Annotated in this window: 22 protein-coding genes; 6 read left to right on the forward strand and 16 right to left on the reverse strand. The window is 37.5% G+C overall.

Going from position 1 to position 24,387, the window contains the following annotated elements; all coding sequences use genetic code 11:
• Nucleotides 1-2: 2 nt before the first annotated feature.
• Nucleotides 3-587 carry an RNA polymerase sigma-70 factor gene (locus AC0L7T_RS25420; RefSeq protein ID WP_473339364.1) on the reverse strand — a complete coding sequence of 195 codons (585 nt, stop codon included), beginning with the start codon at nt 585-587 and terminating at the stop codon, nt 3-5.
• A gap of 264 nt (nt 588-851) precedes the next feature.
• Complete coding sequence (locus AC0L7T_RS25425; RefSeq protein ID WP_473339365.1) at nt 852-1,991, reverse strand: hypothetical protein; 1,140 nt, start codon at nt 1,989-1,991, stop codon at nt 852-854.
• Nucleotides 1,992-2,144: 153 nt separating this feature from the next.
• Here AC0L7T_RS25425 and AC0L7T_RS25430 point away from each other — a divergent pair, with 153 nt between their 5' ends.
• Nucleotides 2,145-2,765, forward strand: a complete 621-nt coding sequence (locus tag AC0L7T_RS25430) for an SRPBCC family protein (protein WP_473339367.1) — start codon at nt 2,145-2,147, stop codon at nt 2,763-2,765.
• 126 nt (nt 2,766-2,891) lie between these two features.
• Here AC0L7T_RS25430 and pdhA read toward each other — a convergent pair whose 3' ends face one another.
• Complete coding sequence (pdhA, locus tag AC0L7T_RS25435; RefSeq protein WP_473339368.1) at nt 2,892-3,914, reverse strand: pyruvate dehydrogenase (acetyl-transferring) E1 component subunit alpha; 1,023 nt, start codon at nt 3,912-3,914, stop codon at nt 2,892-2,894.
• A 152-nt stretch (nt 3,915-4,066) separates the two neighbouring features.
• On the opposite strand from pdhA, the gene recF reads away from it, so the two are divergent.
• Nucleotides 4,067-5,131 carry a DNA replication/repair protein RecF gene (recF, locus tag AC0L7T_RS25440; protein ID WP_473339370.1) on the forward strand — a complete coding sequence of 355 codons (1,065 nt, stop codon included), beginning with the start codon at nt 4,067-4,069 and terminating at the stop codon, nt 5,129-5,131.
• On the opposite strand, the gene AC0L7T_RS25445 is transcribed toward recF, so the two are convergent.
• The gene (locus AC0L7T_RS25445; protein ID WP_473339371.1) at nt 5,128-5,547 is read right to left on the reverse strand and encodes a DoxX family protein; all 420 of its coding nucleotides are present in this window, start codon (nt 5,545-5,547) and stop codon (nt 5,128-5,130) included. The two genes, recF and AC0L7T_RS25445, sit on opposite strands and share 4 nt — an antisense overlap.
• Nucleotides 5,548-5,722: 175 nt before the next feature.
• Nucleotides 5,723-6,622: a nucleotidyltransferase family protein gene (locus AC0L7T_RS25450; protein ID WP_473339372.1), complete on the reverse strand. Its 900-nt coding sequence runs from the start codon at nt 6,620-6,622 to the stop codon at nt 5,723-5,725.
• Nucleotides 6,623-7,001: 379 nt separating this feature from the next.
• On the opposite strand from AC0L7T_RS25450, the gene AC0L7T_RS25455 reads away from it, so the two are divergent.
• Together AC0L7T_RS25455 and AC0L7T_RS25460 are read left to right on the forward strand one after the other, a co-directional pair.
• Nucleotides 7,002-7,340 (forward strand): P-II family nitrogen regulator, encoded by a 339-nt coding sequence (locus AC0L7T_RS25455; protein ID WP_473339374.1) that lies wholly within the window; start codon nt 7,002-7,004, stop codon nt 7,338-7,340.
• Nucleotides 7,341-7,399: 59 nt separating this feature from the next.
• Entirely contained in the window at nt 7,400-8,632 is a 1,233-nt protein-coding gene (locus AC0L7T_RS25460) for an ammonium transporter (protein ID WP_473339377.1), read from the forward strand.
• Nucleotides 8,633-9,177: 545 nt separating this feature from the next.
• On the opposite strand, the gene AC0L7T_RS25465 is transcribed toward AC0L7T_RS25460, so the two are convergent.
• Together AC0L7T_RS25465 and AC0L7T_RS25470 are read right to left on the reverse strand one after the other, a co-directional pair.
• On the reverse strand, nt 9,178-11,505 hold the full coding sequence (locus AC0L7T_RS25465; RefSeq protein WP_473339379.1) for a M1 family metallopeptidase: 2,328 nt from the start codon (nt 11,503-11,505) through the stop codon (nt 9,178-9,180).
• A gap of 110 nt (nt 11,506-11,615) precedes the next feature.
• Nucleotides 11,616-12,197: a HupE/UreJ family protein gene (locus tag AC0L7T_RS25470; RefSeq protein ID WP_473339380.1), complete on the reverse strand. Its 582-nt coding sequence runs from the start codon at nt 12,195-12,197 to the stop codon at nt 11,616-11,618.
• A 90-nt stretch (nt 12,198-12,287) separates the two neighbouring features.
• On the opposite strand from AC0L7T_RS25470, the gene AC0L7T_RS25475 reads away from it, so the two are divergent.
• Complete coding sequence (locus AC0L7T_RS25475) at nt 12,288-12,779, forward strand: DUF6702 family protein (protein WP_473339382.1); 492 nt, start codon at nt 12,288-12,290, stop codon at nt 12,777-12,779.
• 69 nt (nt 12,780-12,848) lie between these two features.
• On the opposite strand, the gene AC0L7T_RS25480 is transcribed toward AC0L7T_RS25475, so the two are convergent.
• Complete coding sequence (locus tag AC0L7T_RS25480; protein ID WP_473339384.1) at nt 12,849-13,391, reverse strand: 2'-5' RNA ligase family protein; 543 nt, start codon at nt 13,389-13,391, stop codon at nt 12,849-12,851.
• A 271-nt stretch (nt 13,392-13,662) separates the two neighbouring features.
• Between AC0L7T_RS25480 and AC0L7T_RS25485 the strand changes: the two genes are divergently transcribed.
• A complete protein-coding gene (locus AC0L7T_RS25485) occupies nt 13,663-14,574 on the forward strand; it encodes a universal stress protein (protein WP_473339385.1) in 912 nt (303 codons plus the stop codon).
• Between the two features lie 88 nt (nt 14,575-14,662).
• Here AC0L7T_RS25485 and AC0L7T_RS25490 read toward each other — a convergent pair whose 3' ends face one another.
• From AC0L7T_RS25490 to AC0L7T_RS25525, 8 genes are all read right to left on the reverse strand, one after another.
• Entirely contained in the window at nt 14,663-16,030 is a 1,368-nt protein-coding gene (locus tag AC0L7T_RS25490; RefSeq protein WP_473339387.1) for an exopolysaccharide biosynthesis polyprenyl glycosylphosphotransferase, read from the reverse strand.
• A gap of 469 nt (nt 16,031-16,499) precedes the next feature.
• On the reverse strand, nt 16,500-17,657 hold the full coding sequence (locus tag AC0L7T_RS25495; RefSeq protein WP_473339389.1) for a DUF1972 domain-containing protein: 1,158 nt from the start codon (nt 17,655-17,657) through the stop codon (nt 16,500-16,502).
• A gap of 18 nt (nt 17,658-17,675) precedes the next feature.
• Nucleotides 17,676-18,827 carry a glycosyltransferase family 4 protein gene (locus tag AC0L7T_RS25500; protein ID WP_473339391.1) on the reverse strand — a complete coding sequence of 384 codons (1,152 nt, stop codon included), beginning with the start codon at nt 18,825-18,827 and terminating at the stop codon, nt 17,676-17,678.
• Nucleotides 18,828-18,940: 113 nt separating this feature from the next.
• A complete protein-coding gene (locus AC0L7T_RS25505) occupies nt 18,941-19,645 on the reverse strand; it encodes an acyltransferase (protein WP_473339392.1) in 705 nt (234 codons plus the stop codon).
• On the reverse strand, nt 19,638-20,771 hold the full coding sequence (locus tag AC0L7T_RS25510) for a glycosyltransferase family 4 protein (RefSeq protein WP_473339395.1): 1,134 nt from the start codon (nt 20,769-20,771) through the stop codon (nt 19,638-19,640). The genes AC0L7T_RS25505 and AC0L7T_RS25510 overlap by 8 nt, the downstream gene beginning before the upstream one ends.
• Complete coding sequence (locus AC0L7T_RS25515; RefSeq protein ID WP_473339397.1) at nt 20,768-22,192, reverse strand: O-antigen ligase family protein; 1,425 nt, start codon at nt 22,190-22,192, stop codon at nt 20,768-20,770. The genes AC0L7T_RS25510 and AC0L7T_RS25515 overlap by 4 nt, the downstream gene beginning before the upstream one ends.
• Nucleotides 22,189-23,094, reverse strand: a complete 906-nt coding sequence (locus tag AC0L7T_RS25520) for a glycosyltransferase family 2 protein (protein ID WP_473339400.1) — start codon at nt 23,092-23,094, stop codon at nt 22,189-22,191. Before AC0L7T_RS25520 ends, AC0L7T_RS25515 begins: the two co-directional genes overlap by 4 nt.
• The gene (locus AC0L7T_RS25525) at nt 23,063-24,379 is read right to left on the reverse strand and encodes an oligosaccharide flippase family protein (protein ID WP_473339402.1); all 1,317 of its coding nucleotides are present in this window, start codon (nt 24,377-24,379) and stop codon (nt 23,063-23,065) included. The genes AC0L7T_RS25520 and AC0L7T_RS25525 overlap by 32 nt, the downstream gene beginning before the upstream one ends.
• Between the last annotated feature and the right edge of the window lie 8 nt (nt 24,380-24,387).

Here is a 24,387-nt window from a genome sequence, read left to right on the forward strand (position 1 = left end):
ACTTAAAATTTATCTGCCAATAGAAATAAAACAATTGGCAGAAATTCCGCCAATTCCACTCTTAACGTTTTTAGGGCTTTGCCCATGTGGCCTTCCACAGTTTTTATAGAAATACCCAATCTGTCTGCAATTTCATGGTACTTAAGTTCCTCAAATCTACTAAGCTGAAACACTTTTCTACATTTTTCAGGCAATACCTGTAATGCCTGGTTCAATTTGTTTTGAATTTCCTTCTCCTCTCCAGGATTGTCGACCACGGTTCCTATAGACCTATCCCCTTCAAATTCATGTTGTTTCCTTTCCCTGTGTTTCATCTTTACTTTTTCATGCTTGAGATAGTTTAGTGAATCGTAATACACGGCCTTGTAGAGATAGGATTTTATAGAAGTAGTGATATCAACTGCCTCTCTCCTTTCCCAAAGTTTAAGAAAAACGGTCTGCACCACCTCTTCGGCCACAACTTCATCCTTAACCAATACACGCGAATAACCATAAAGAGATTTAAAGTGGCTTTTAAATACCTCCTCAAACACCCGCTCATCCACTATCAGTGGTAAGTCCTTATTTACATTAGTAATTTCTGTCACCAATCCTGATCATTAAGTTTACCTTCATCTAATAATAAGACACCTACCCCTAACTATACCCTTGGCCCTTGGTCAAAATAATTGTAAAAACTTGATTTCTATAGGTACAAACTTTAGGAATATTAGGCCAGATTCAAGGTAATTTAATCCTTAAACCCGAATTTGGCAATAGGATTTGCTGACTTTTCTCTGCTCGTTTTGATCTTTCATGAAAGGAAGTAGTCCAATCCAAAAAAAAACAACTGCTTCAATATTGTTCCCAGTTTAATTGATTCTAATATTTATTCCTGCAGTAGCTCCCAAATAAATGGATTTATAGACACCTCTTCTTTCACGGTTCCATAACTGCAATCCAGACAAATCATCTCCATTTGGATATTTGGTATTTGTGTAATTTAAGCTGGGGCCAGCAAAGATTTGTAAGTTCTGAGACAGTAATAAAACTGGTAAAACCCTGATTCCTGATCTGGAATATTCCCCACCTTTTTTAAAATTGGTGGCAAACATGTTCGTGCCTTCTAGATCCAGACGAAAACTATTGCCCTCTAAAACCTTAAAGCCTAAACCTGCCTCTAAGGCATAAGGAAGATTACTGTGTTGTAGATTGGACCCAATACCTACAATACCATACAACTTTCTCCCGCCAGATTTAAAGGTCAACATAGTTGTAAGAATTTCATCAGAGGACAGTCCAATCCTAATCTCACCATCTTCTATCAGATTAATAATTCCTATTGGATAGTCACTGGTTTCAGCAATATTAATGAGTCCAGAAATCTGCACCCCATCCACTTTTTTCGCTTTGTTAACAATCCCAGCGATTTGGATACCTTTAACATTTTCTGCCTCATTTAGTATACCAGCGATTTGAGCACCTTCTATTTCCTTGGTAAGGTTGGCTATTCCTGCCACCTGAGCGCCCTTATTGGAGGCTGAAATATTTACTATTCCGGCATTTTGGAATCCTTCTACATTTCTTGCCTTATTTAAAATACCGGCAATCTGAACAGGGCTGTCTTTTTCTAAAAAATTAGCAATACCGGCAATCTGAACGCCTTTCTTTGCATCCTGAGCCTGATTCAAAAGTCCTGCTATCTGAACCCCGTTCAATTCTCCTCTCAGTTTGGAATACAAGCCTGCAACTTGCAAACCAGTAGCATCCCCCTGAACCATCCCCGCAAGGCCATAAATCCCTAATCCATTTTCTTCGGCAGAAAGACCAGCCAGCGCATGGATGCTTAAGTTATTGGAGAATTTTGCAGCATCAATCCCATTTGTACTAATAGGATAAATAAATCCCAAATGAGCAGGTCGCTCATTTTGCCCAAAGCCCTTAGAGAAGGAACCCCAAAGTAGAAATAAAAAAAGGGCAGCTGTTTTAAATTTAGTGTTGTTAGTATTCATGATTTCTTATTTTTTTTCGATTCATAGTTAGGACAACCCTACGCTGTTTTACCCCTATTTTATTATTAGTTTTTTCCTCACAGAGGGTAAATCTCTTTCCAGTTGTCTTAATTACTATAGGCACTATTTGCCAATAATAAAACGAACGCAATCATGAAACCTATCCTATTTAGCATCCCCATATATATTTTGGCAACCTTTACAGCCGTCCCACCACTTCCACACTCTCCTGAATTCCAATTGATAAAAAAAGGAAATGGTATACATTTCTATGAACGATGGATCAATATGGAGGATGGCACCAAAAGTAGGGAGGTGAAATTTTCAATTGAAATCCAGGCACCTTCTAAAAATGTTTTAGAGGTATTAACAAATGAGAGATTTGGGAAAAAATGGAATGAAAACACTTTGGATTACAAAATCAAAGCTACTGGAAATAAGTCTTGGATCAGCTATATTAAATACAGCTTCCCATTCCCCTTATCAGACAGGGAATGTTACCTACACAATCAGCTCGTGGAAAGCAATAATAGCACTACCATATTTTTCAGGTCAGAAGAAACCACAATCTTTTCCCACGATGAAGACATTGTTCAAATGACAGGATTGAAAGGCAGGTGGGTCATCAAAGAGAAAAATGGGCATACCCTCTTATATTACCATATAATATCTGTTCCAGAAAAAGGCTTGCCTAGATGGATAGTAGATCCAATAATCAGAAAAAACCTATGGACGACAATGGGAAACCTAAAAAAAACAATCGAAGAAATTTAGATTTGACCTACTATACAAGACAATTTCTGAGGCATCACGTTTAAGTAGTTAATTCGATTAGGTCAAAAAAAGCCATTCCGGACAAATCCAGAATGGCTTTTTCAATCATTATAATTTAAGACTTTTTTATTCTCTAACAAAAGGATAATCATCTTCCATGTATACATCTTTGAAGGCATCTTCTCCTTCAGGCCAAGGGGATTCTTCAGCAAATTTAACCGCATCTGCTACTTTCTGTTTCACAGTGGCTTCAATTTCTTTTATTTCATCCTCCGTAAGGATTTGATTGTCTACAATGGTAGCCCTAACCTGCTCGATAGGGTCCCTTTGTTTGTATTCCTCCACCTCTTCCTTGGTTCTGTATTTTTGAGGATCAGACATTGAATGTCCTTTGTACCTGTAAGTTCTGAACTCCAATAAGGTAGGTCCATCTCCTTTTCTTGCCCTTTCGGCTGCTTCTTTCACTGCCTCATGTACTTCTTCCACATTCATGGCGTCCACAGGGAAGGAAGGAATGTCATAGGATTCACCTAATTTGTACAGTTCATCCACATTAGAAGAACGCTTTACAGAGGTACCCATGGCATAACCATTGTTTTCAATTACAAAAATCACAGGCGTTTTATAAAGCATGGCCAGGTTAAGGGATTCATGAAAAGCCCCTTGTCTTACCGCACCATCACCCATAAAACAAATGGATAGATTTTTTGTACCCTTGTATTTTTCTGCAAAACCAAGACCCAAGCCCATTGGAATTTGAGCCCCTACAATTGCGTGGCCTCCGGCAAAGTTTTTTGATTTATCGAAAATGTGCATTGATCCACCTTTACCTTTGGTGGTGCCTGTAGCTTTACCATAAAGTTCAGCCATAATGGCTCCAGGGTCAGTTCCCAAACCTAATGGTTGGGCGTGACATCTATAAGCTGTTATCCATTTATCCTCTTTTTCAAGAGCGGAGATGGCTCCAGCTGCGCATGCTTCCTGACCAATATAAAGGTGACAGAAGCCCCTTATCTTTTGTTGTCCATAAAGCTGTCCTGCTTTTTCTTCAAAACGCCTCATAAGCAACATGCCCTCGAACCAATTTTGATAGGTTTCTTTGGAATATTTTACTTTAGATTTACTTGTACTAGAACTCTTCTTTGCCATACCGTATTCTATAAAATATGCTAACTTTGGCCTCAAATATAATGAAATCAAAGCAATTTTGTGACCTTTTACGAAAATAGTAAAAAACATCCTGCGATTAAGCCATGTACTTAAAAAACTTAAAATTAATTCAATTTAAAAACTTCCATAATTTGGATTTGGTTTTTGATCGCGGGGTTAATTGTTTTTTTGGTGAAAATGGTGCTGGAAAAACCAATCTTCTGGATGCAATTCATTATTTATGCTTGACCAAAAGTGCATTTATTCCTGGAGACAGCAACCATATAATGCATGAAAAAGATTTTTTCACAATAAAAGGAGAGTTTGATTTACTAGGGAAAGAATTGGGTATCAATTGTTTCTTTGAGAGTGGTAAAAAGAAACGCATCGAAGTCAACGGAAAGTCCTACGCCAAACTCAGCGAGCACATCGGGCTTCTTCCTTTGGTGATCATTGCTCCGGATGATACTGAAATTATCAATGGTGGCAGTGAAGAAAGACGAAAGTTTTTTGACAGTATGATCTGCCAGGCTGATCAAAATTACTTACAAAGGCTTATTCGATACCAAAAGTATTTAAAACAGAGGAATGCTTTACTAAAAAGATTTGCTGAAGAAAAAAGGTTGGACAAGTTACAATTGGCACCATATGACGAACAATTAATTCAACTGTCCAGAGAAATAAACCAAATCCGACACCAATTTTTAAAGGATTTTTTAACTTATTTTAAAACCCACTATGCAGCAATATCTGGTGCCAAAGAAAAAGTAGACATCCATTACAAAAGCCAGGTAGACAATGAGAATTTCAATTTGGACTTTGCTAACAATGTAAAAAGGGATTTGCTACTTAAAAGAACTGGCTTCGGTATCCATAAAGACGACTTTATTTTTACATTTGATGGTCAAGAGATAAAAAAGTTTGGCTCTCAGGGTCAAAAGAAATCCTTTTTAATCAGCCTAAAACTGGCCCAATTTTATATTTTCAAAGAAATAAAAGGCACCAAGCCCCTGCTTTTGCTGGATGATATTTTTGACAAACTAGATGATCATCGGATCCACCATTTAATGACTGCTGTTGCCAATAAAGAATTTGGCCAGCTATTCATTTCGGATGCCAGGCCCGAAAGATCTAGAGAAATTCTTAGCCAAATCACCTCAGATTACCGCTCCTTCACCATTTCAAACGATACTATTTTTGAAATAGAAAAAAGCTAATAGCGGCTTCTTCTCTTTAATATTTTCCCATCCAAAGAAATTTTTCCCGGTCCTAGAAGTAACAGCACGATAAATACAAGAAGGTAAATCATTGGAAGTTCTTGTTTGTCAAACCCAGCCCCAGACTCAACAATAAAAGTAATTACAGCCATGTTTATAATCATAGGAATGAGAATGATTCTGCTCATAAATCCTAGGATTAGGAAGATCGCACAAAAAAACTCTGCAAATATAACAAGTTGTAAGGACACTGCTGGACCTAGACCTATTGGGTCAGCAAAACTATTTAGCCTTTCACTGAAATGGGTTACTTTCGACCATCCGTGCGACACTAACATGAGGGAAGTACCCACCCTTAATAGGAGCAGGCCAAAATCCAAAGAAAATGGCGCGTGTGAAAAGACAATCTTTTTCATAGGATAGTGATCAACTTTTGGGTTCTATAAAAACTAGGATTCTCAAGTTAAATAAAAAATAAAAGCAAAAATAGCTGACAAGCACTTTTATGCTTCTCAGCTATTATCAATAAAGCTTTTTTACCATTATAATAGAAACATTGCGTTCCTATTTTATCCCAGGCTTATAGTTTAATTACCAAAGTTTGGCTGGATATTTCCCCTCTGAGTGTAATTTTTTCAGCTCATTCATTACATGCTCTTTGTCTTGAGGATAAGTAACTCCAAACCAAATTTTACCACCTTTAAGTATTTGCACTTTCCCTTTTCCCTCCTGAATAATTGAATTGGCTACTTTGGGAATGTAAAATTCAGATTTTAGGTTTTCCTTATTTTCCTCCAGAAAGGTAAGCCAAAGTCGCTCTGTCTCTTCGAAGATCGATTGATGAAATCCCCAGCAATTCATAGAAACAGGATTGTCTGGGGAAATTTCTAATTTCTCACCATCGGCCTCATGGAAGATGCCATCTTCTTTTTTCGAAATGGCGGTTCTCTCAATCATACCGGTGAGAAACCCCTCAGGTGAAGCATCACAAACTCCTCTACTTACTGTCCCGTAGTCAGACAAAACGTTTTTTACAGCATACCCTACCATACAATGAAGGTCAGGCTTAACGTCGTGGGTTAAAAAGCTCCCTAATTCTTGAAAAGCTTCTTCCCCATAAAAATCATCCGCATTAATGACTGCAAAAGGCTCGTTGATCACATCCTTTGCACAAAGTAAAGCATGGGCAGTGCCATATGGTTTTTTTCTATCTGGATCTTGAAAAGCTTCCGGTACACGATTCGTTAAAGTCTGAACAACAAATTCAAGTTGAATGAGGTCTCCAAATTTTGGTACAAAAATCTCTTTACTTTCCTCAAGTATTTCTTGCCTTACAATAAAAACCACTTTGCCAAATCCAGATCGAATGGCATCATAAATGGAATACTCTAAAATTGTCTCAGCATTTGGTCCAAATCCGTCAATTTGCTTGTCTCCACCATACCTGCTGCCCATTCCTGCAGCCAAAATTAAAAGTGTTGGTTTGTTCATTGTCTTTAAAATAGTTATTGGCAGTACGCTGCTAAAATATAAACACTAAGACAAAGTTAATTTTTTTAGGAATCTCATCAGAGAAATTCCTCCATTAATTTGATTTCACCAAGACTTTCCTACCCTAATACATAAGTTGATTTTTAAACATTGAAATATTTTTTTTATGTAAAAAATCAACTTTTTAGGTATTACAATATCCAATTTGCTCATTTTTGTCGGAAAAAAGCGGTTTATTAGATCAATTCACCCCCATTTTTCTAATTTTAATCATTTTTTTTCAAATATTAGTTGCTATATAACTTCCTGATTATTATTTTTGCAACAGATTATTTTTTAATTCTAAAAATATTAAGGGAATATTAATTCTATTATAAAAATGAAAAAAATTGAAGCATTAATTAGAACTTCGAAATTTGACGAAATTCACAAATGCCTTTCTGGATTAGGGGTTAAATTCCTAACCTTTTATGAAGTGAAGGGAATGGGTCTACAGCATGCGAAAATGCAACACTATCGTGGCGTAGCCTATGAGCCAACTTTTATACCCAGAACAAAACTGGAAATAGTCGTTCAAAACGATTTAGAAGACAAAGTAATTGCTTGTATCCTCAACGAGGGAAGAACAGGTGAAGTAGGTGATGGAAAAATATTTGTCTACGATGTAGAGAAAGCCTTCCGAATTAGAAATGATGACGCTGGTGAAAACGCATTGTAATCTTTGTTCAGCCAAGATCACGAACAATACTAATACAACTTATTAAAAACACAAATTAAATGACTCAGGAATTATTTACCATAAACAACCTTTGGATAATGGTGGCAACCATTTTGGTTTTCATCATGCACCTAGGTTTTGCAGCACTGGAAGCTGGGCTTACCAGAGCCAAAAATACCATTAATATACTTTTTAAAAATACTATCATCCCAGCTATCGGCTTGCTGACTTATGCTTTCGTCGGTTTTAATCTAATGTACCCAGGCGAAGTATTTGCGGGAGGAATTTTTGGTTTTGGTGGCTTTGGACTAAGTCTACCTGAAGGCTGGAATACTTTTGCTTACAGCGAGGGTTATACTTTTTATACGGATTTCATTTTTCAAGCCATGTTTGCTGCCACCGCTGCTACAATTGTATCAGGAGCAGTAGCCGAAAGAATCAAGCTTGGCCCATTTATTTTCTTCTCTATACTATATGTTGGCGTTTGCTATCCTATCGTTGGGATGTGGAAATGGGGCGGAGGTTTCTTAGACTCCATGTCTGTTCCTTTTTATGATTTTGCCGGTTCCACTATTGTCCATTCAGTTGGAGGATGGGGTGCTGTAATAGGCGCTTACTTACTCGGCTCAAGAATTGGGAAATATAAAGATGGGAAAACTAATGCGATACCAGGTCATAATATACCTCTGGCTGTCTTTGGTGTATTCTTATTATGGTTTGGATGGTTTGGTTTCAATGGTGGATCAGTATTATCCGCAGACCCTGGAACAGTATCCCTTGTATTTGTAACAACTGCGCTTGCAGGTGCTGCTGGTGCATTCGGAGCATTACTTGCTTCCTACCTTAAATTTAAAGCCTATGACATTACAATGGTACTGAATGGGGTATTGGCAGGACTTGTTAGTATCACAGCTGGAGCTGACTTGATGTCTCCTACTGAAGCGGTAATAATCGGTTTTATAGGGGGTATCCTAGTAGTATTCGGAGTGGTTTTATTTGACAAAATTAAAATTGATGATCCTGTTGGAGCCATTGCCGTACACTTGGTTTGTGGAATTTGGGGAACACTAGCGGTAGGGATCTTTGGCGACCTTGCTGGCACATCTCAAATAATTTCACAAGTAATCGGAATTGTATCTATCGGAGCATTTTGCGTTACTTTTAGCTTCCTGATTTTCTACACATTGAAGAAAACTGTTGGAATAAGGGTGGATGAGCAAGAAGAAGTTGAAGGTCTTGACATCAACGAGCATGGAATGCAGGCTTATCCTGACTTTGAAACAAAAGAATAATATTACAGACTACAGCTATATAAAGTGCAAAAAACAGGCAGGTTCTATCTGCCTGTTTTTTTTGTGCCCATTTTTCAAATGCCTTCAATCCGGACTCGAAGTCAATTTTAATAACATTAGTACGGTAATTTGATTCGAGATTTTGTATTTATATATCCCCCGAACTAATACCCGTGTCTGCACTGATTCCACCATCCCAGACCTGTCAGGCAGTATTGAAAATCTCTAGCAAGATTTTCATAGAAAGAAATCTAAACCTTTAAAGAGTCAGCAGGGATTATGCAAAAGAATTTAGGGAAAGCTCGAGGTTAAGCCAAAGGAAAATTGAACATCAAACACCAAAGGGTACGTTTATCTCCACTGTCAATCGTGCTTAAATAAAAATAACCGAAATGTCTTTCGGTCAAAAAAATCAGGCTGTGGGGAGACTCCATCAGGTAATGGAAGCACTTTGGCATATTTAGGGTTTAAAGTACTGGTATTCTTTACCAATAAAAAGGGCGACCATTGTCGCCCTTTTTATTGGTAAAGAAAGTATTAAAACTTTAATTTCCTTTTCTTTTCATTGGGTTAGGACCTGATGAAGTCCCTCTTCCTGCTGCTTTCTGCTTAAACAACTCAAATTTTGAGGGCATAAAGCGTCTTGGCCAATAATTATTGGATTCATCAATGTCTGCAGTTTCACGGTAGGGATCCACTATTATTTGCACCACTTCTTTTTGTTTGGCAAAGACCTTACTGACTTCATACTCATCCATTCTCCATATTTGAGCAGGAATTGTTTCCACCTCGCTTGTACCATCAGTGTAATGGAATTCAAGAATAATTGGCATGACCAAACCTCCTAAATTTTCAAATGAAATCTCATAAAAATTAAGTCCGCTTTCCAGCATCTCTCTTTCCTCTTTCCTCAATTGACTAATATAAGCCTTGTATTCCTTTTCCTCTTCTGGCCAAACCTTAAAACGGTCAAAACTTGTATAAAAATCACCTACATCAGGATCCCCCTCTAATACAGTTTGCGCAATGTCTTCTTTATTTCTGGTCCTCGATACATAGGTTTCTTCATGATCATAAGCTTTTTTCTCATCAGCCTTAACCTCATTGGGTTTCTTGCTATCAATTTTATACCATTGAACATCGCTAATCGAGATGTCTACAGGCTCGGTACCAAAAAACCATCCCCGCCAAAACCAATCCAGATCTACTGCAGATGCATCTTCCATGGTCCTAAAAAAGTCATCCGGCGTTGGATGCTTGAACATCCACCTTTCAGCATATTTTTTAAATGCAAAATCGAAAAGTTCTCTACCCATCACTGTTTCCCTTAAAATATTAAGCGCAGTGGCTGGTTTTGCATAAGCATTCGGCCCAAATTGGATAATGTTTTCAGAGTTGGTCATTATAGGTTCCAACTGACTTTTATCTCCTTTCATGTAGGGAGCGATCTTATGTGCAGGCCCTCTTCGGGAAGGGTAATCCCTCTGCCATTCCTGCTCGGCCAAAAATTGCAAGAAGGTATTGAGTCCTTCATCCATCCAAGTCCATTGTCTTTCATCAGAGTTGACGATCATTGGGAAAAAATTGTGTCCCACTTCATGAATAATCACGGAAATCATACCGTATTTAATTGCCTCGGTATAAGTCCCATCCTTATCCGGCCTTCCATAATTAAAGCATATCATAGGATATTCCATGCCATTGGAGGCTTCTACTGAAATCGCTATAGGGTATGGATAATCAAAAGTTCTCGAAGAGTACGACTTTAAAGTATGCGCCACTACCTTGGTAGAGTATTGCCCCCAGAGCGGATTGGCCTCCTTGGCATAATAAGACATGGCCATTACTTCTTTACCATCTTCCAAACGTACGGCCATGGCATCCCAGATAAATTTTCTAGAAGAAGTCCATGCAAAATCCCTTACATTCTCCGCATGAAATACCCAGGTATTCTTTTTAGTTGATTTGTTTTTCTCCAGTTTTTCTGCTTCGGACTGATTGCGAATTACCACCGGTGTATCAAAGGAAGTTTTGGCTTGATCCCAGCGATCCATTTCTTTCTGATTGAGGACATCTTCTGGGTTCTGTAATACTCCAGTAGCTCCTACCATATGATCTGAAGGAACGGTAATGGCAACTTTATAATCTCCGAACACCAAGGCAAATTCTCCTCTACCCACAAATTGTTTGTTCTGCCAGCCTTCAAAATCCGAATAGACAGCCATCCTTGGAAACCATTCGGATACGGTATAAACGTAATTCCCATCCCCTTCAAAATATTCATATCCAGGCCTGGTAGCAAGAAAACTTGTCCTATCATGGCTATTGAAGCTCCATGATATATTAAATTCAAACTTTTCTCCGGGCATTAATGGCTGATCAAGATCTAACCTCATCATGGTCAAGTTCACTGTAGCGGGTATGGCTACTCCATTCGCATCTGTTACGGAATAAATCTTTAATCCAAGGTCCATGTCATGCCAAATAATGTCTTCAAGTTCACCAAGATTCATTTTCGGCTGAATTTTGCTACTGGAAATTTTAGGGGTTTCAGAATCCTTGTCCCGTTGATTTTGATCCAATTGCAACCATAAGTAGTCCAAAGGATCTGGAGATTCATTGTAATAGGTCACTGTTTCTTTCCCACTGATAGACTGATTGTCGTCGTTCAATTCAACTTCAATTTCATAATCAGCTCTCTGCTGCCAATATTCATGCCCTGGTGCACCTGAAGCTGTACGGTAAACATTTGGTGAGCGTAGTGTGGTACCCAATTGCTCAAACCTATTGCCATGCCTTTGGGTATCAACCTGAGCTTCAGACCCAAATGCAATGATTGAAAAAAGCAGGAATAAAAAGATAGAATGCTTCATGATGTATAAAATTTGGCAAATAAAATAGACAATAAACCTAACTAGGGAAGGATGAATATAAAGAAAATACAATAAAATTGCTCAATACAGTTACTTTTAAATGTGCAATACTACCAATAAACACTGTCCAGTAATATCATTGTGGACATACCGAGTATAATGGATGAAATAACCAAAACCCATTCTTTTCTATTGATTCTAAATATTCCGGTTATTAAGGTTGAAGCAAGCAAAAACAATACAACAATCACTACTTGCCCAACTTCAAGCCCTACATTAAAAGCAAGAAGGGGAGTGAAAATCGATTGTTCTTGACCCAAAAGGGCCCTCAAGTAGTTAGAAAATCCAAGCCCATGAATCAAACCAAAACAAAGCGCAAATAAATAATTGATTTGAACGCCTCTCCCAGAGGAGCTTTTAGGCTTGATTATATTGGCTAAAGCAGTAATGGCGATTGTCACAGGGATCAAAAACTCCACCAAATCTGTGTTGACTTGTATCACCTTCAATGTAGCCAATGCCAATGTCAATGAGTGACCTATGGTAAATGCAGTAACCAAAACCAGGATCTTACCCCAATCTTTAATCATGTACACCACTGCCAAGGCCAAAACAAAAAGAATATGATCAAAACCTTTAAGATCCAAAATATGCTGGATACCAAGATTAAAATACAACTGAAATTGGTTCATAGAATTAGGTGATTAATTTACTTTAGGTTTTAAAATTTTGTTGTAATATTAACGCATAATTCGCAAATATTACAAAAACTACCCCTTTAAATGCTTGCCATTAAACTTTTCTTAGTTCTATTTTCTAGTGTATTGGTCACACATCCTTTTTTTATCAGCCTGACAGACATGGTGTACAAGGAGGACAGACAGCGAATTGAAATCGCTCAAAAGATTTTCTGGAATGACATGGAAGCGTCACTAACAATTTCTTCTGACGAACAAGTGAACTTTCTTAAACCAAATGATCCTGAAAAACTGGAAAGCCTTATAAAGGAATACCTCCTGAAGAATAATAAGATAGAAGTAAATGGAAAGCCAGTAAAACTAACTTACCTGGGCCATGAAATTGAGGAGGATGCTGCTTGGTTTTATATGGAATCGGAAAAGATTCCTGAACCTGTTCAGGTCAAAATTCACAATTCCATTCTTATAGAAGACTTCCCCACCCAGCAAAATATTATCAATTTTTACAAAAACCGCAAACCAAAGAGCCTAATTACAAGGAAAGATAAAATTAGCGGCACGCTTAAACTAGACTGATATTGTTGACACAGGCCAGATATATCCATTCGGTTTAAAATAATGAAACAAGACCTATAAGCCCCACCATTAACAATCTGACAAATTAATCTCATGTACTATTACCCACATACCATTTACTTTTTTTAGCAAAGAAACTTTATCAACGCTAAATGAATCTCTTATTGTATTTGGTTTAAGGTAATCCATTACAAGCCCAAACTGATCCTTTTTCACATCCCTATAAGCCAAGGTCAGATGGGGATGATAATTGGTATCACTTAACTCAATATTCTTTTTCAAAACTGTTTTACTGAACGCTATAAGCCGCTGCTGACACAACTTAAGTTCAGGCGGATACTTTACTTTCATAAAGGCTACCCTATTCCCAAAAGACCCTACTCCACCAAGAGACAACGAGAAGCTTTTCTCTTGCTTAAAAAATCCACGCAATGATTTCACCAAATCCTCTTCTTTGTTTTCATTGTGGACAAATGGCATTTTCAGGGTTATATGCGGAGGCGATTTAAGCGCATACTTAATCCCAAAGGAATCATGCAATTGCTCCTTCAATCCAATAATCCTTCCCCTAATCGGCTCATCGGGTACAATTGCTAAAAAATATTTTCCCATTATTTTAGGCATGACTACATCTTATTTATGTGATTTGACTTTATACTCGAATTATGCAATAGCCCTTTATTACGTAATTAAACCTCTTCCTTATTGATTCGGGACAGACTTTATAATCCAATTGTATAATCCAGGTTAAACTAACTTGTCAATTGTGTATTTTTTTATAATTTGAAGAAAACTTCTTTCAAAGAAGCCATCAAAAAGTTAAATTCATAAAATTTTACCATATTCACAATTCAAACGCAAAACTGATTTAAAGGTAAGGTCAATGAAGCAATTCAAAAAAGTCATGGTAGGGTTGGACTTAACCCTTTTAGATGAAGTATTGATATCCAACATCAAAATACTTGTTCCTATTTTGGATATAGAAAAAGTATATTTTATTCATTTTTCTAAAAGTCTAATTCTTCCCGAGGAGGTTACGTCTGCCTATCCTGATTTATTGGCGCCTATGGACGAAACCATTGAAAGTCAAATTAAATATGAAATTGAAAAAACCAAACCAGCACTGGATTTCAACTACGAAATCATTGTAAAGGAAGGAAATGCCCAGGACAGCATGCTTCGCTGGTGTAATATCAAAGAAACTGATCTTTTAATACTTGGTAGAAAAAAAGGCAAAACAACCTCTGACTCTCTGGTCAAAAATTTGTCTCAAAAATACCCAAGACCAGTACTTTTATTACCAGACGCGCCTCCAAGTGGCAAAATTAATATCATTTTACTCCCAATTGATTTTTCGAAACATTCGACGGTGAGTATATTAATCGCTTTGGAAATCTGTGAAAAAACCAATGCAACGATACAGTGCTGCCACATGTATAATGTACCTAGTGGTTATAGTAAAACAGGTAAATCCTTTGAAGAGTTTGCCGCAATAATGCTGAAAAATGCTAAAAAGGACTTTAAAAATTTTCTGGCTGAAAATGAATTACCCGACATTTTGTGCACATTCATCCTTCATGACAAAAAGGATGAAGCAGAAAATATAATGGAATTTGCCCATTCTATTGAAGCTGACTTATTGATCGTAGGGAGTAGAGGAAGGTCAAGATCAGCGGCAGTTTTATTGGGAAGTGTAGCTGAAAAACTAGTAAATAACAACCTTGATATCCCCATGCTAGTAATGAAGGAAAAAGGGGAAAACATGAGCTTTCTTCAGGCTCTTTTCAGACTATAAAAAAGCAATTTATAGCATTTAATGGGTTTGTGAAATGACATCAACCCCTAAAAAAAGCTCATCGGCAAAATGGGTTGGGTGAGATATCTCAATAAACACCTTCACTTGAATTTAACATTTGATTCATCGTTTTTAAAACTATCTTAATATCCAGGAAAAAAGACCATTTACGGACATAAAAATAATCCAGTTTCACCCTGGATCTTATTTGCCAGTGCGTAGAAATCTCCCCACGATATCCCAACACCTGAGCAAGACCAGTTATCCCTGGCTTAATGCAATGCCTGTTGTTGTATTTTTCCAATCGTTGCTTAAAAACCTCATTCATGGGGACAGTATGTGGCCTTGGCCCAACTACAGACATTTCATTTTTAAGTACATTTATAAACTGTGGCAGCTCATCCAAAGAAAACCGTCTCAAAATCCCACCTATTTTAGTTACTCTAGGATCATTTTTCGAGGCTTGCAAGGTATCTGACCAAGGATTTTCCTGCATCGTTCTGAATTTAATACAAGTAAAAACTTTGTTATTGACACCAGTCCTTTTTTGAAAGAAAAAAACAGGACCTTTAGACTCCAGCTTAATTAATAACGCAATAATTGGCATCAACCAACTAAAAATAAATAAGATCACAAACACAGAAAACAGGACATCAAAAAAACGTTTGAAAAATTGATTACCCAACCTGTCTAAAGGAATTTCATTCAAATTAACAACTACGAAAGAGCCATAATTACTAAAACTCATTTTTTTGTTCCATTGTAATGCAGGACCAGGAATAATCTTAACTTTAAAATGGTTTTCATCTGCAAAATCTACTATTTTATTCACCAGATGGCCAGGCATACCCTGACTGAGATAAACCAAATCCAGAGAACCTATCCCAAATGAATCAAAAAAGTGATCAAATTTCCCCAATACATCATCCCCACGTACATCATCATCAAAAAACCCTAATAATTTGATCCCAAAAGCTTTGTTTTTCTCTAGAGTACGGGCCAATTGATTGCTCCATTCATCTTTGCCCAATATTATTGCTTTGCGATAATTTCTTCCACTCATCCTATACCTTCGCAAGGCCATATGGACGCCAATTCTAAAGAAAACCAGCATAAAGAGCCCAATTGGGAACAAATAAAAATCTAATTTAAATGAGCTGGATGAGGACAAATGCTCCCTTAGAATGAAAAATGTCAAAATTGCCCAAACAAATGAGACGAGAAATTGCATGAGTGTATCCCAATACACCGAGGTTCTGGATAGTTTATAATCTTTTCTAACCAAAACTATAATCAGCCAAACTAAACCAAACAATGCTACATCCAAAAAGTAGCTGGTAGAATTAAAAGCACTTTCGGCACTTAAAAAAGTTAACAGTCCAAGTGCCATAAACATCACCAAGAGCTCAACTGAAATAAACAGCCAAGGGAAATATTTATAAAAACGTTTTGCCATGCAGGTATTTGAATTAAAAATTATTAGACTAAACCCAAACCATCTGATTCTTTTTCACAAGTTCTAACCCTCTAATAGCCAAAAGTAGTAAGTCTGGTACAAAAGTACTGGAAAACTTGTCACTTTTTTCGATTTTCTGTTTTTATCGAAATTAGGTTTAAGATCTCGGTATATTTTGCGTTCAAAAACCTAAAATTAATAGAAGACCAGCTGCGGAGCATAACCCAATTAGGCAATAGAAAACCCATTACGTCATTAAATCACTTCAAAATCAGTCACTATGAAAACTATTGCTTAATAAAGCTTTAAGGTAATCAATGAATAGACAAAAAAAACCGGATAAAATCCGGTAATATTTTTAACTAAAATGTAGATTTTCTTTTTTACCAATTCATTTAACCAGCAGTAAGACATCAATAATCCCAGTTTTTATAATAACCAGGATTATAGATCAAACCAATTCTTTTATTCAGTAATTAATTTCTGCTAAATTTTCTTCAATTTTCCGCTTACACAGAGCCTTAAATAGCTTTTCATATTCGTCGGTCACAACATCCCAGTTGTATTTATCTGTCAATCCTTCCCTTGAGTGCACCCTTAAGTTTTCAACTTTTTCGGGCGAATCCTCTGCCATTTCCGTTATAGAAACAACAGATGCTGCATTTTTTTCAAAATACCATCCAAATTTACCTTTTTGGAGCATTTCCTGATTAAACCTGGTGTTTAGGGCAAGAATGGCACAACCAAATCCCAAAGCTTTCAACATTGCTGGGTTTGTACCACCGTATTCATGACCATGAAAATAAGCATAGCAATTGTGGTACAATGCAGCCAATTGCTCTTGGTCTCTTACATACCCTGTAAAAATCAGCCTTTTATCCTCAACCTGTTTCATTCTTTGGGCAAACTTATCGTGGTAAGGTACATCACCGACAATCACCAATTTTCTCTTGGATTTTGATTTCACAAAACCTTCAACGATCAAATCTGCATTATTGTCAGGAATTAGCCTTCCTACTATTAAATAATAAGATTGTTTTTGGAGATCCCATTCTTCAATCAAGGTGCTGTCAGAAGCTAATTTGGGATTGGCCCCGTAGGCTATCATCTTCGAAGGCGCATTAAATTTCTCCAGATAAATTTTTTCCATTTCATCTGAATCTGTGATCAATTGATCATATAGCTTTGTAGCTAGTCTGGAAGCAAACAAATAGTATCTGGCTCCCAATCCTTTCCACTTAGGTCTCAACCACTCTAACCCATCCACATTTATGGTAGATGGTTTACCGAATGCTTTCGTGAGTATTCCAAAAGGCCCATTGGCACTATTTACAACAAATACCACATCTACCTTTGAAAAACAGACATGGATCATTGAAAGTAAAGAATTGGTCAATTGGCTTAATGACTTGGTTTCAACACAGGGAATATATACCAGGTTAATGCCATTAACTATTTTGGGTTTTTGTTCAAACAATGGCGCGTGACAATAAACGGTAACCTCTATTCCTCTTTGCGCCAACCGTTCGCCCATTTCTTTTACAAAAGTTTCGTAACCTCCGTAAACATAAGGATACCCTCTTGTACCTACTATGGCAACATGCAACGGCTTGTTGTTTTTTGACATACTGTATCTATTTACTACTCAAGAAAAAATATTCAAAATTTTCTGCCCATATTTAGGCAAAGAAAAATTTTCTATAACGCTTTTTCTAGCCTCTTCACCAACTGTGTTGATTCGGCCTTTATTATTTATTAATTCACCAATAATGAAAGCTGCTTCAGGAGCTTCATTCAAGGGAATATGATATCCCGTTTCGCCATGATCAATCATTTCCAAAGCCCCACCTTGGGCTGTAGCTACCACAGGCTTTTTCGCCGCCATGGCTTCTAATATTACTGTTGGGAACGGATCGGGTAATATGGATGGAAGAATAAAAATATCCATGGTAGCTAAAACATGGGATATATCTTTTCTAAAACCTAAATTAAATATTCTATCCTTAAATTTATTCTCCAAAATCTTTTGTTCTAACCCTTCAAACAAGTGTTCATCCCCAGGAAAGGCATCTCCTACTAAAAGAAAATATAAATTTAAAAACTTTTTATTTAATTCTTCCGAAATTTCCAAAAAGTATTCTTGGCCTTTCCAACTGTTAACCCTCCCTATCATCCCTATTATCATTGCCTCTTTAGGAATATTTAACTCCTTGCGCAAATCAACAGATTTGCAAAGGTAAGGATTATAATCTATCCCATTATAAACCAAATGCAGTTTATTTGCACTTACGTGTTTTTGCCAATGATTTCTAACTGCTTCAGAAACGACAATTACCTTGTGAGAATTATATTCAACCAATTTCCCCATCCATACTGCAAAGTACTTTGGTTTCACTATAATTTCATGCAGGTGCCAAATATGGATGTATCCTTTCATTCTGGAAAGCAAAGCACCTACCCAAACTGCTGCAGTATTGGAGTAAACATGAGTTATCTTTTCTTCTTCGGCAAGTGCTCCAAGCGTCTTATACGCCTCAAAAGTAACCTTTAATCTATTAAATAACCCACTGATATTAAAATACTTGCGCCTAATAATTCCCAAACGAACAAGTTCTACCCTAATACCTGACTTTTTCAATTCATCTGCAAGAGGGCCATCCTCCGATAAAATCACTAGAACTGATATGCCATTATTATTCAGAATCTCAGCTGTTATTAAAAATATTTTACTCGCCCCATAGAGATCAGATGATCCATGCAGCATCATAACACGCTTTTCCTCTTTTTTACTCTTCATTTACGTCCTTCTGATTCTTTTTGGTAAAACTCGAAATCGGATTTGTTTTTTTCCACATGATACCATCAAACTTCCCGTTTTAAAACAGGCACATGATTGCCAAGCTGATTATATCATTGTCTTGATTTAATCAGCTTGGCAGGATTTCCTCCAACGATACTGTATGGAAGCACATCTTTCGTGACAATACTTCCAGCTGCAACCACCGACCCTTTACCTATAGTAACGCCAGCTAAAATCACAGCATTGGAAGCGATCCAGCAATCATCCTCAATTTTAACAAAAGAGCGTTTAACCCCTTGCTCGATCATAGGCCGACCACTATCATCAAAAACATGGTTTTCAGCATAAATACTTACTCTGGGTGACATCATTACATTGTCACCTATCTCTATATAGCCTGAGCAACCGATGTAAGCGTAGGGTCCTATGCTGGAATTGTTCCCAACTTTTAATCCTACCCCTAGCTCTCCTCCATATAAGTTTGTCGGCCGAATAATAGCATAGCTACCAACGGTGACTTTATCACCGAAAACAATGCCTTTTTGTGAAAGACAATTTATCTCACAATGATCCTGAGCAACAAAATTACTCCCAACTTCAAAGTAGCCTGCCTGTCGGATGGTTACTCCTTTCCCTAACAACAGCATTCCTCGGGAGGATTTTAATCGTAGTCTTAGAAACAATCCCCGCAACCACCATATTCCCATACGCATCAATACAGACAGCGTAGATTGTCGATCCCAACCCTGTCCAAATCGATCTGTAAAATCCAATCCTGAAACTCCTGAAATAAACTTTCCCGGAAAACTACTCATCAATCACCGTTTTAAAATAACCCAGCAAAGATAGGAAAAACTTCTCCCCAGTAAACACCGAAAGGCGCATAAAGCCAGATTTGGTTAATTCATGACGAAGTGCTTCATCTTTTGAAAGCTGAAACATAGCTTCTGCAAAATCCGATGCAGAAAAGGAACTACTCACCAATACTGCTTCACCCCCTACTTCCTGCAAAGCACCCTGAGGACCAACTATTACCGGTAATCCGTAGGAAAATGCTTCCAACACAGGCAAGCCAAAACCTTCATTGGTAGAGGGAAATACATAGGCCTCTGCAAATTGGTAAAAGGTGGAAAGTTTGTCAGCATCCAGGTAATCGGTAAAAATCACCTTGTCCTCCAACTGATGCTTTTTCACCAGATCTAAAATTGCTGGATAGTCATCCAAAGCTTCTCTAGGACCTCTCTGTCCTACCAATACCAGGGAATAGTTTGTATCACTCCTTTCCGAAAAGATAGAAAATGCTTCAATAAGTGTGGTAAGGTTTTTCCTCTTTTCCATTACTCCAACATGAATAAAATAAGGGTTTGCGTGAGGTGAGTGCTCTTTTGCATTTTTTGTCTTCACCTTGAGATCCAGCCCAGTTGGAATGGCCTTGATAGGACTACGCGATGTTAAATACTTTGCTATTTTAGATTTGGCATAATGACTGACAGTCAAAACATGAGTGCCCGAGGCTACACTTTTCTGTAAAAAGAACAAGTAAATTTTTCTCCAAAGGGCATTGTAATGTTCAGGCGTTTCCCAGAAAAATGCGTCGTGAATCACGGAAACTCTTTTTCCCCTGGACCAAATGGGCGAAAGAATGTCAGGCGAAAAAACCAGATCAGCTTTGTACCAAAAGGAAAGGAATGGCAAGACAAGGAGTTTGTGTGAAAAATACCGGACCTGAAACCACCAGTTTTTCCAGCGAGCAGTTTTACCTCTAAAAAACTTACTTTTCACCATTTTTTCTCTTGCGGGATAAATGATGAAGGTATACGTTTCCTCATCGTAAGCATCTATTTGACTGAGAAGGCTATCCGTATAGGTTTTAATACCCGTTTGCGCCAGGTATTGAAAAAAAATATCCACAAGAATGACCTTCGTGCCTTTCTTTTTCATACCGTAGGCTGGGAAAGTTTACTAGTAGTAATATCTAAGGAGGAATAAAGCTGATTATAAGCAGTTAAAGTATAGCCCATCATCCACCAGGTAATGAGGGAAACGTAAGTATATAATTCGGCATTGGCTGTAAAAAGCGGAAGAAGAAGACCAAATTTAGTTGCCGCTGTTACGAAAGCAATACGAGCCGTGTTGCTGTCCCCGGTTTTTCTAAAAACCATAAGACTTTTGTAAATACCAAAACCCAAAATGGCGATGTACAACATCATGCCTAGCACCCCAAGCTGGACACCGTAAATCAAAAACTGGTTTTCCCCCCCAACCCGTAATTCATCATCGACACTGCCAGTGTTTCCACTCATCGCAAGCCCTATTCCTTCAGGATTGGCAATGATGGAATCTAAGGCAAGAAACCATTCCACCAAATGTCCAACGCTAGAAGCATTTTGAAAAGTAATGGTATCATAGATAAAATAATAAAATTCTTCTGAGGCAAAAAAGATCACATAAGCGCCAAAACTAATGAAAATTAAAACCCCCAGCCCAAGTAATTTATAAAGCCTGAATACCACAGCAATGAACAACAGCATTATAAAGAATGCTCCGAAAGCTGCCCTGGAAGCTGTCATCATCAAACTACCAAAGGCAGCTACCATTACGATCAGGTACATCCAGCTATGTTCTCTTTCTTTACTCAAATACCAAATAAGGCCAGTAGAAAATGCCAAAAGACAAGAACTAGCAAGCTCCAAAGGGTCTGAAAAAAAAGATGCCAATCGCATCCCTGATGTTTGGGTTTCAAAGGTCCAGGACAGCCCATAATTCCCTGTTGGGTCTATTCCATTTACGGCAAAATTAAAAAAAGCATAGCCAGAAAATTGCTGGAAATGAACTCCGATCACCTTCTCAACAACATTCAGGCAAAAAGCAGCAATAGCCACCAACATTATTATGTTGAAAAGTCTGGTTATTGATTTTTGATTCATCTTTGTATTTCTTCCTAAAAAATAAAACAAAGGAATTAACAAAGTGCCTTTCAGGTATAACATCTTACTGAGTAAGCTTGCTTCACCAAGCGGAAGAAACACGTATAAGGTAGCTAATGCTGTAAAGGAAAGGAATAGTTTGTCAACTAAATTGAGCTTTATTGGATAATTCCAAATATTTCTATTGTAGAAGACAAATCCAAGCAGGGCTAAGAACAGTAAAAGCTCTTTAATGTATTGGAAAAATGCCACTGCTAATTCTGACCCAGTAGCTTGATAAACTATACTTAAAATAGAGGTATAAAACGGCAGGTAAAGTGCCATAAAGAACAGAATAAAATCCCAGTCCCCTTTGAAAACAATCTTTTCAACAGTGATGAACAACAGCAGTAAAACATATACCACTACAATTACGAACAATAGTAGCGCTATCATTTACTAAGTTTCAGTGGCGTTTTCAATCCTTCCTTAATTCCATTTATCACTGCCATACATTTGCTTCTTCGGCCTTTCACCAGGAAATAAAAAATAAAAAAGCCAAATTTAGCAAAATGGAAAGGCCATGCCAACCAGTATTGTGGACTAACACAGTATTTTCGAAGTTGAAAAATCTGATTCTTAACATTTAAGAAATGGACTTTAGGATCCAAAAACCCCTCTTTTCCTTTAATTTCGCTTTTCGAAGAAGCCCCTGCTTCATGGAAAATAATTGACTGAGGATGTACTTTTAATTCAAATCCACGATTCCTCATTCTTAGGGACCAATCCACATCTTCAAAATAGGCAAAATACTCGTTATCCAATAAGCCTACCTTCTCCAATACAGCTGACCTAACCAAGATTGCACAACCACTAATCCATTCCGTCAAGTAAGGTTTTTCGCTTTGGACCGTATAATTTGTTTGCGAAAATCCCAGCCAACCGTGGTACTTTCCTCCTGCATTCCATATTTTAGTTTTTGGCTCCATATAATAAATCAAAGGCTGTATGGCCGCCAATTTGTCTGATGTAATCATTTCTGTCATCAATAATTCCAGAAATCCTGGGGAAACTTTTGTGTCATTGTTGAGCAACATGATGTATTCATACCCTCTATTCAAGGCATATTGCATTCCTATATTATTTCCAACGGTAAAGCCCTCGTTGACCTTATTTTGAATAATATGGACAGCGTTAAAGCGTTTCCGGACATTAATAAGGGAGCCGTCAGTGGATCCATTGTCCACGAGGACAATGTCACTTTCTGAGATCCCCGCTGCAAGGAGCGATTCAATACATGCCTGGGTATAAGCCCAACCATTCCAATTAAGAATAACTATGGCTACTGAATAATGCACGATAAAATTGAGATACAGTGGATGGTTTTTTTCTATTTAGAAGAATTGTGGTAACAATAAATATTATAATTTCTGTGGAAATTAAAGCTATTGCAAGCCCTACCCCACCATAATTCTGGGTAAGGACAAGTGAGGCTGTCAACATGTAAACTGAAAAAACCCATGTCGAGTTAAAAAGAACTTTCTTTTGGTCAGTCACTAAAATTATCAACATATTCCCCAAATTAAGTCCTGAAACCAAGGGGATAAAAGATAGTATTTTTAGAAAAAGCACTGCATTCTCTAAGTTTTCCCCTGCAATTAGTACTATGATATAAGGTGCGGAAATTTGAATAAATACAATAATTAATACCCCGATTGCAAACGTAGCCAATTCTACCTTGGCAAGAAAAGAGAAAAATTTACTTTTTTCTTCAAAATAAAGTATGCTCGCCCTGGGAAAAACTGCTTGACTAATTAAAACCGGAACCATTCTTAAAACCATAGCTATTCGCTCAGCTATACTGTATGGCCCCAAAACGGCAGCAGAGGCAAAAAAACTCAAAATGATCAGCCCTCCATTAATGGCGATGTGGGAGGCAAGGCTTGAAAGAAACAACAAAACATTCTCTTTTAGGGATAGGAATATCCTCGAGAACTTTGGCCACATCAGTCTGATATTCATTCTGAAGTGCACAAAGAATAGTAAAACTACATTTCCTAACAGTGCTGTAAAGCCAAGAAAAAAGTTGGATAAATAACTATCGCCTGCATTCTTTATACACCAAACCAATAATAACAAATAAGCCAATTTGGTTATGACATTGACTACTGAAACCCATTGCATTCGTTCTTTTCCTTGAAAAAACCAAACGCTGGTGGTGGCTTCGCTAAACAACAATACCGTGGACCACCAAAGCACCAATAGAAAATCCTCAAAAAACCCAAAGACAAAACCTAGGATTCCAATAACAATTAGAGAGGTGAATGCGAGAAATAGTTTGCTCCATAGTATTTCCGATACCTTCTCACTTAAGGCTTGAATGTTTCCCTGATTTAACGCTATACTTTTAGGTGCGCTAAGGTTGTACCCAAAACCTACAAGAACATTAAACAGGAGAACAACAGAGAAAGCAAGATTGATCCTTCCAAATTCCTCCACCCCCACTACCCGAATCAATACCGGCATGGCCACAATTGAAACTAAGATGTTTGAGGATTGGATTAAAAATAAAAACACTAAATTCAAAAAAGATTTGTGCCTAAATAAATGAATATAAGGCACTTGAGAGGGTTTATCCGACATAATTATAG

Source organism: Cyclobacterium sp. 10D3-21, from assembly GCF_055809755.1.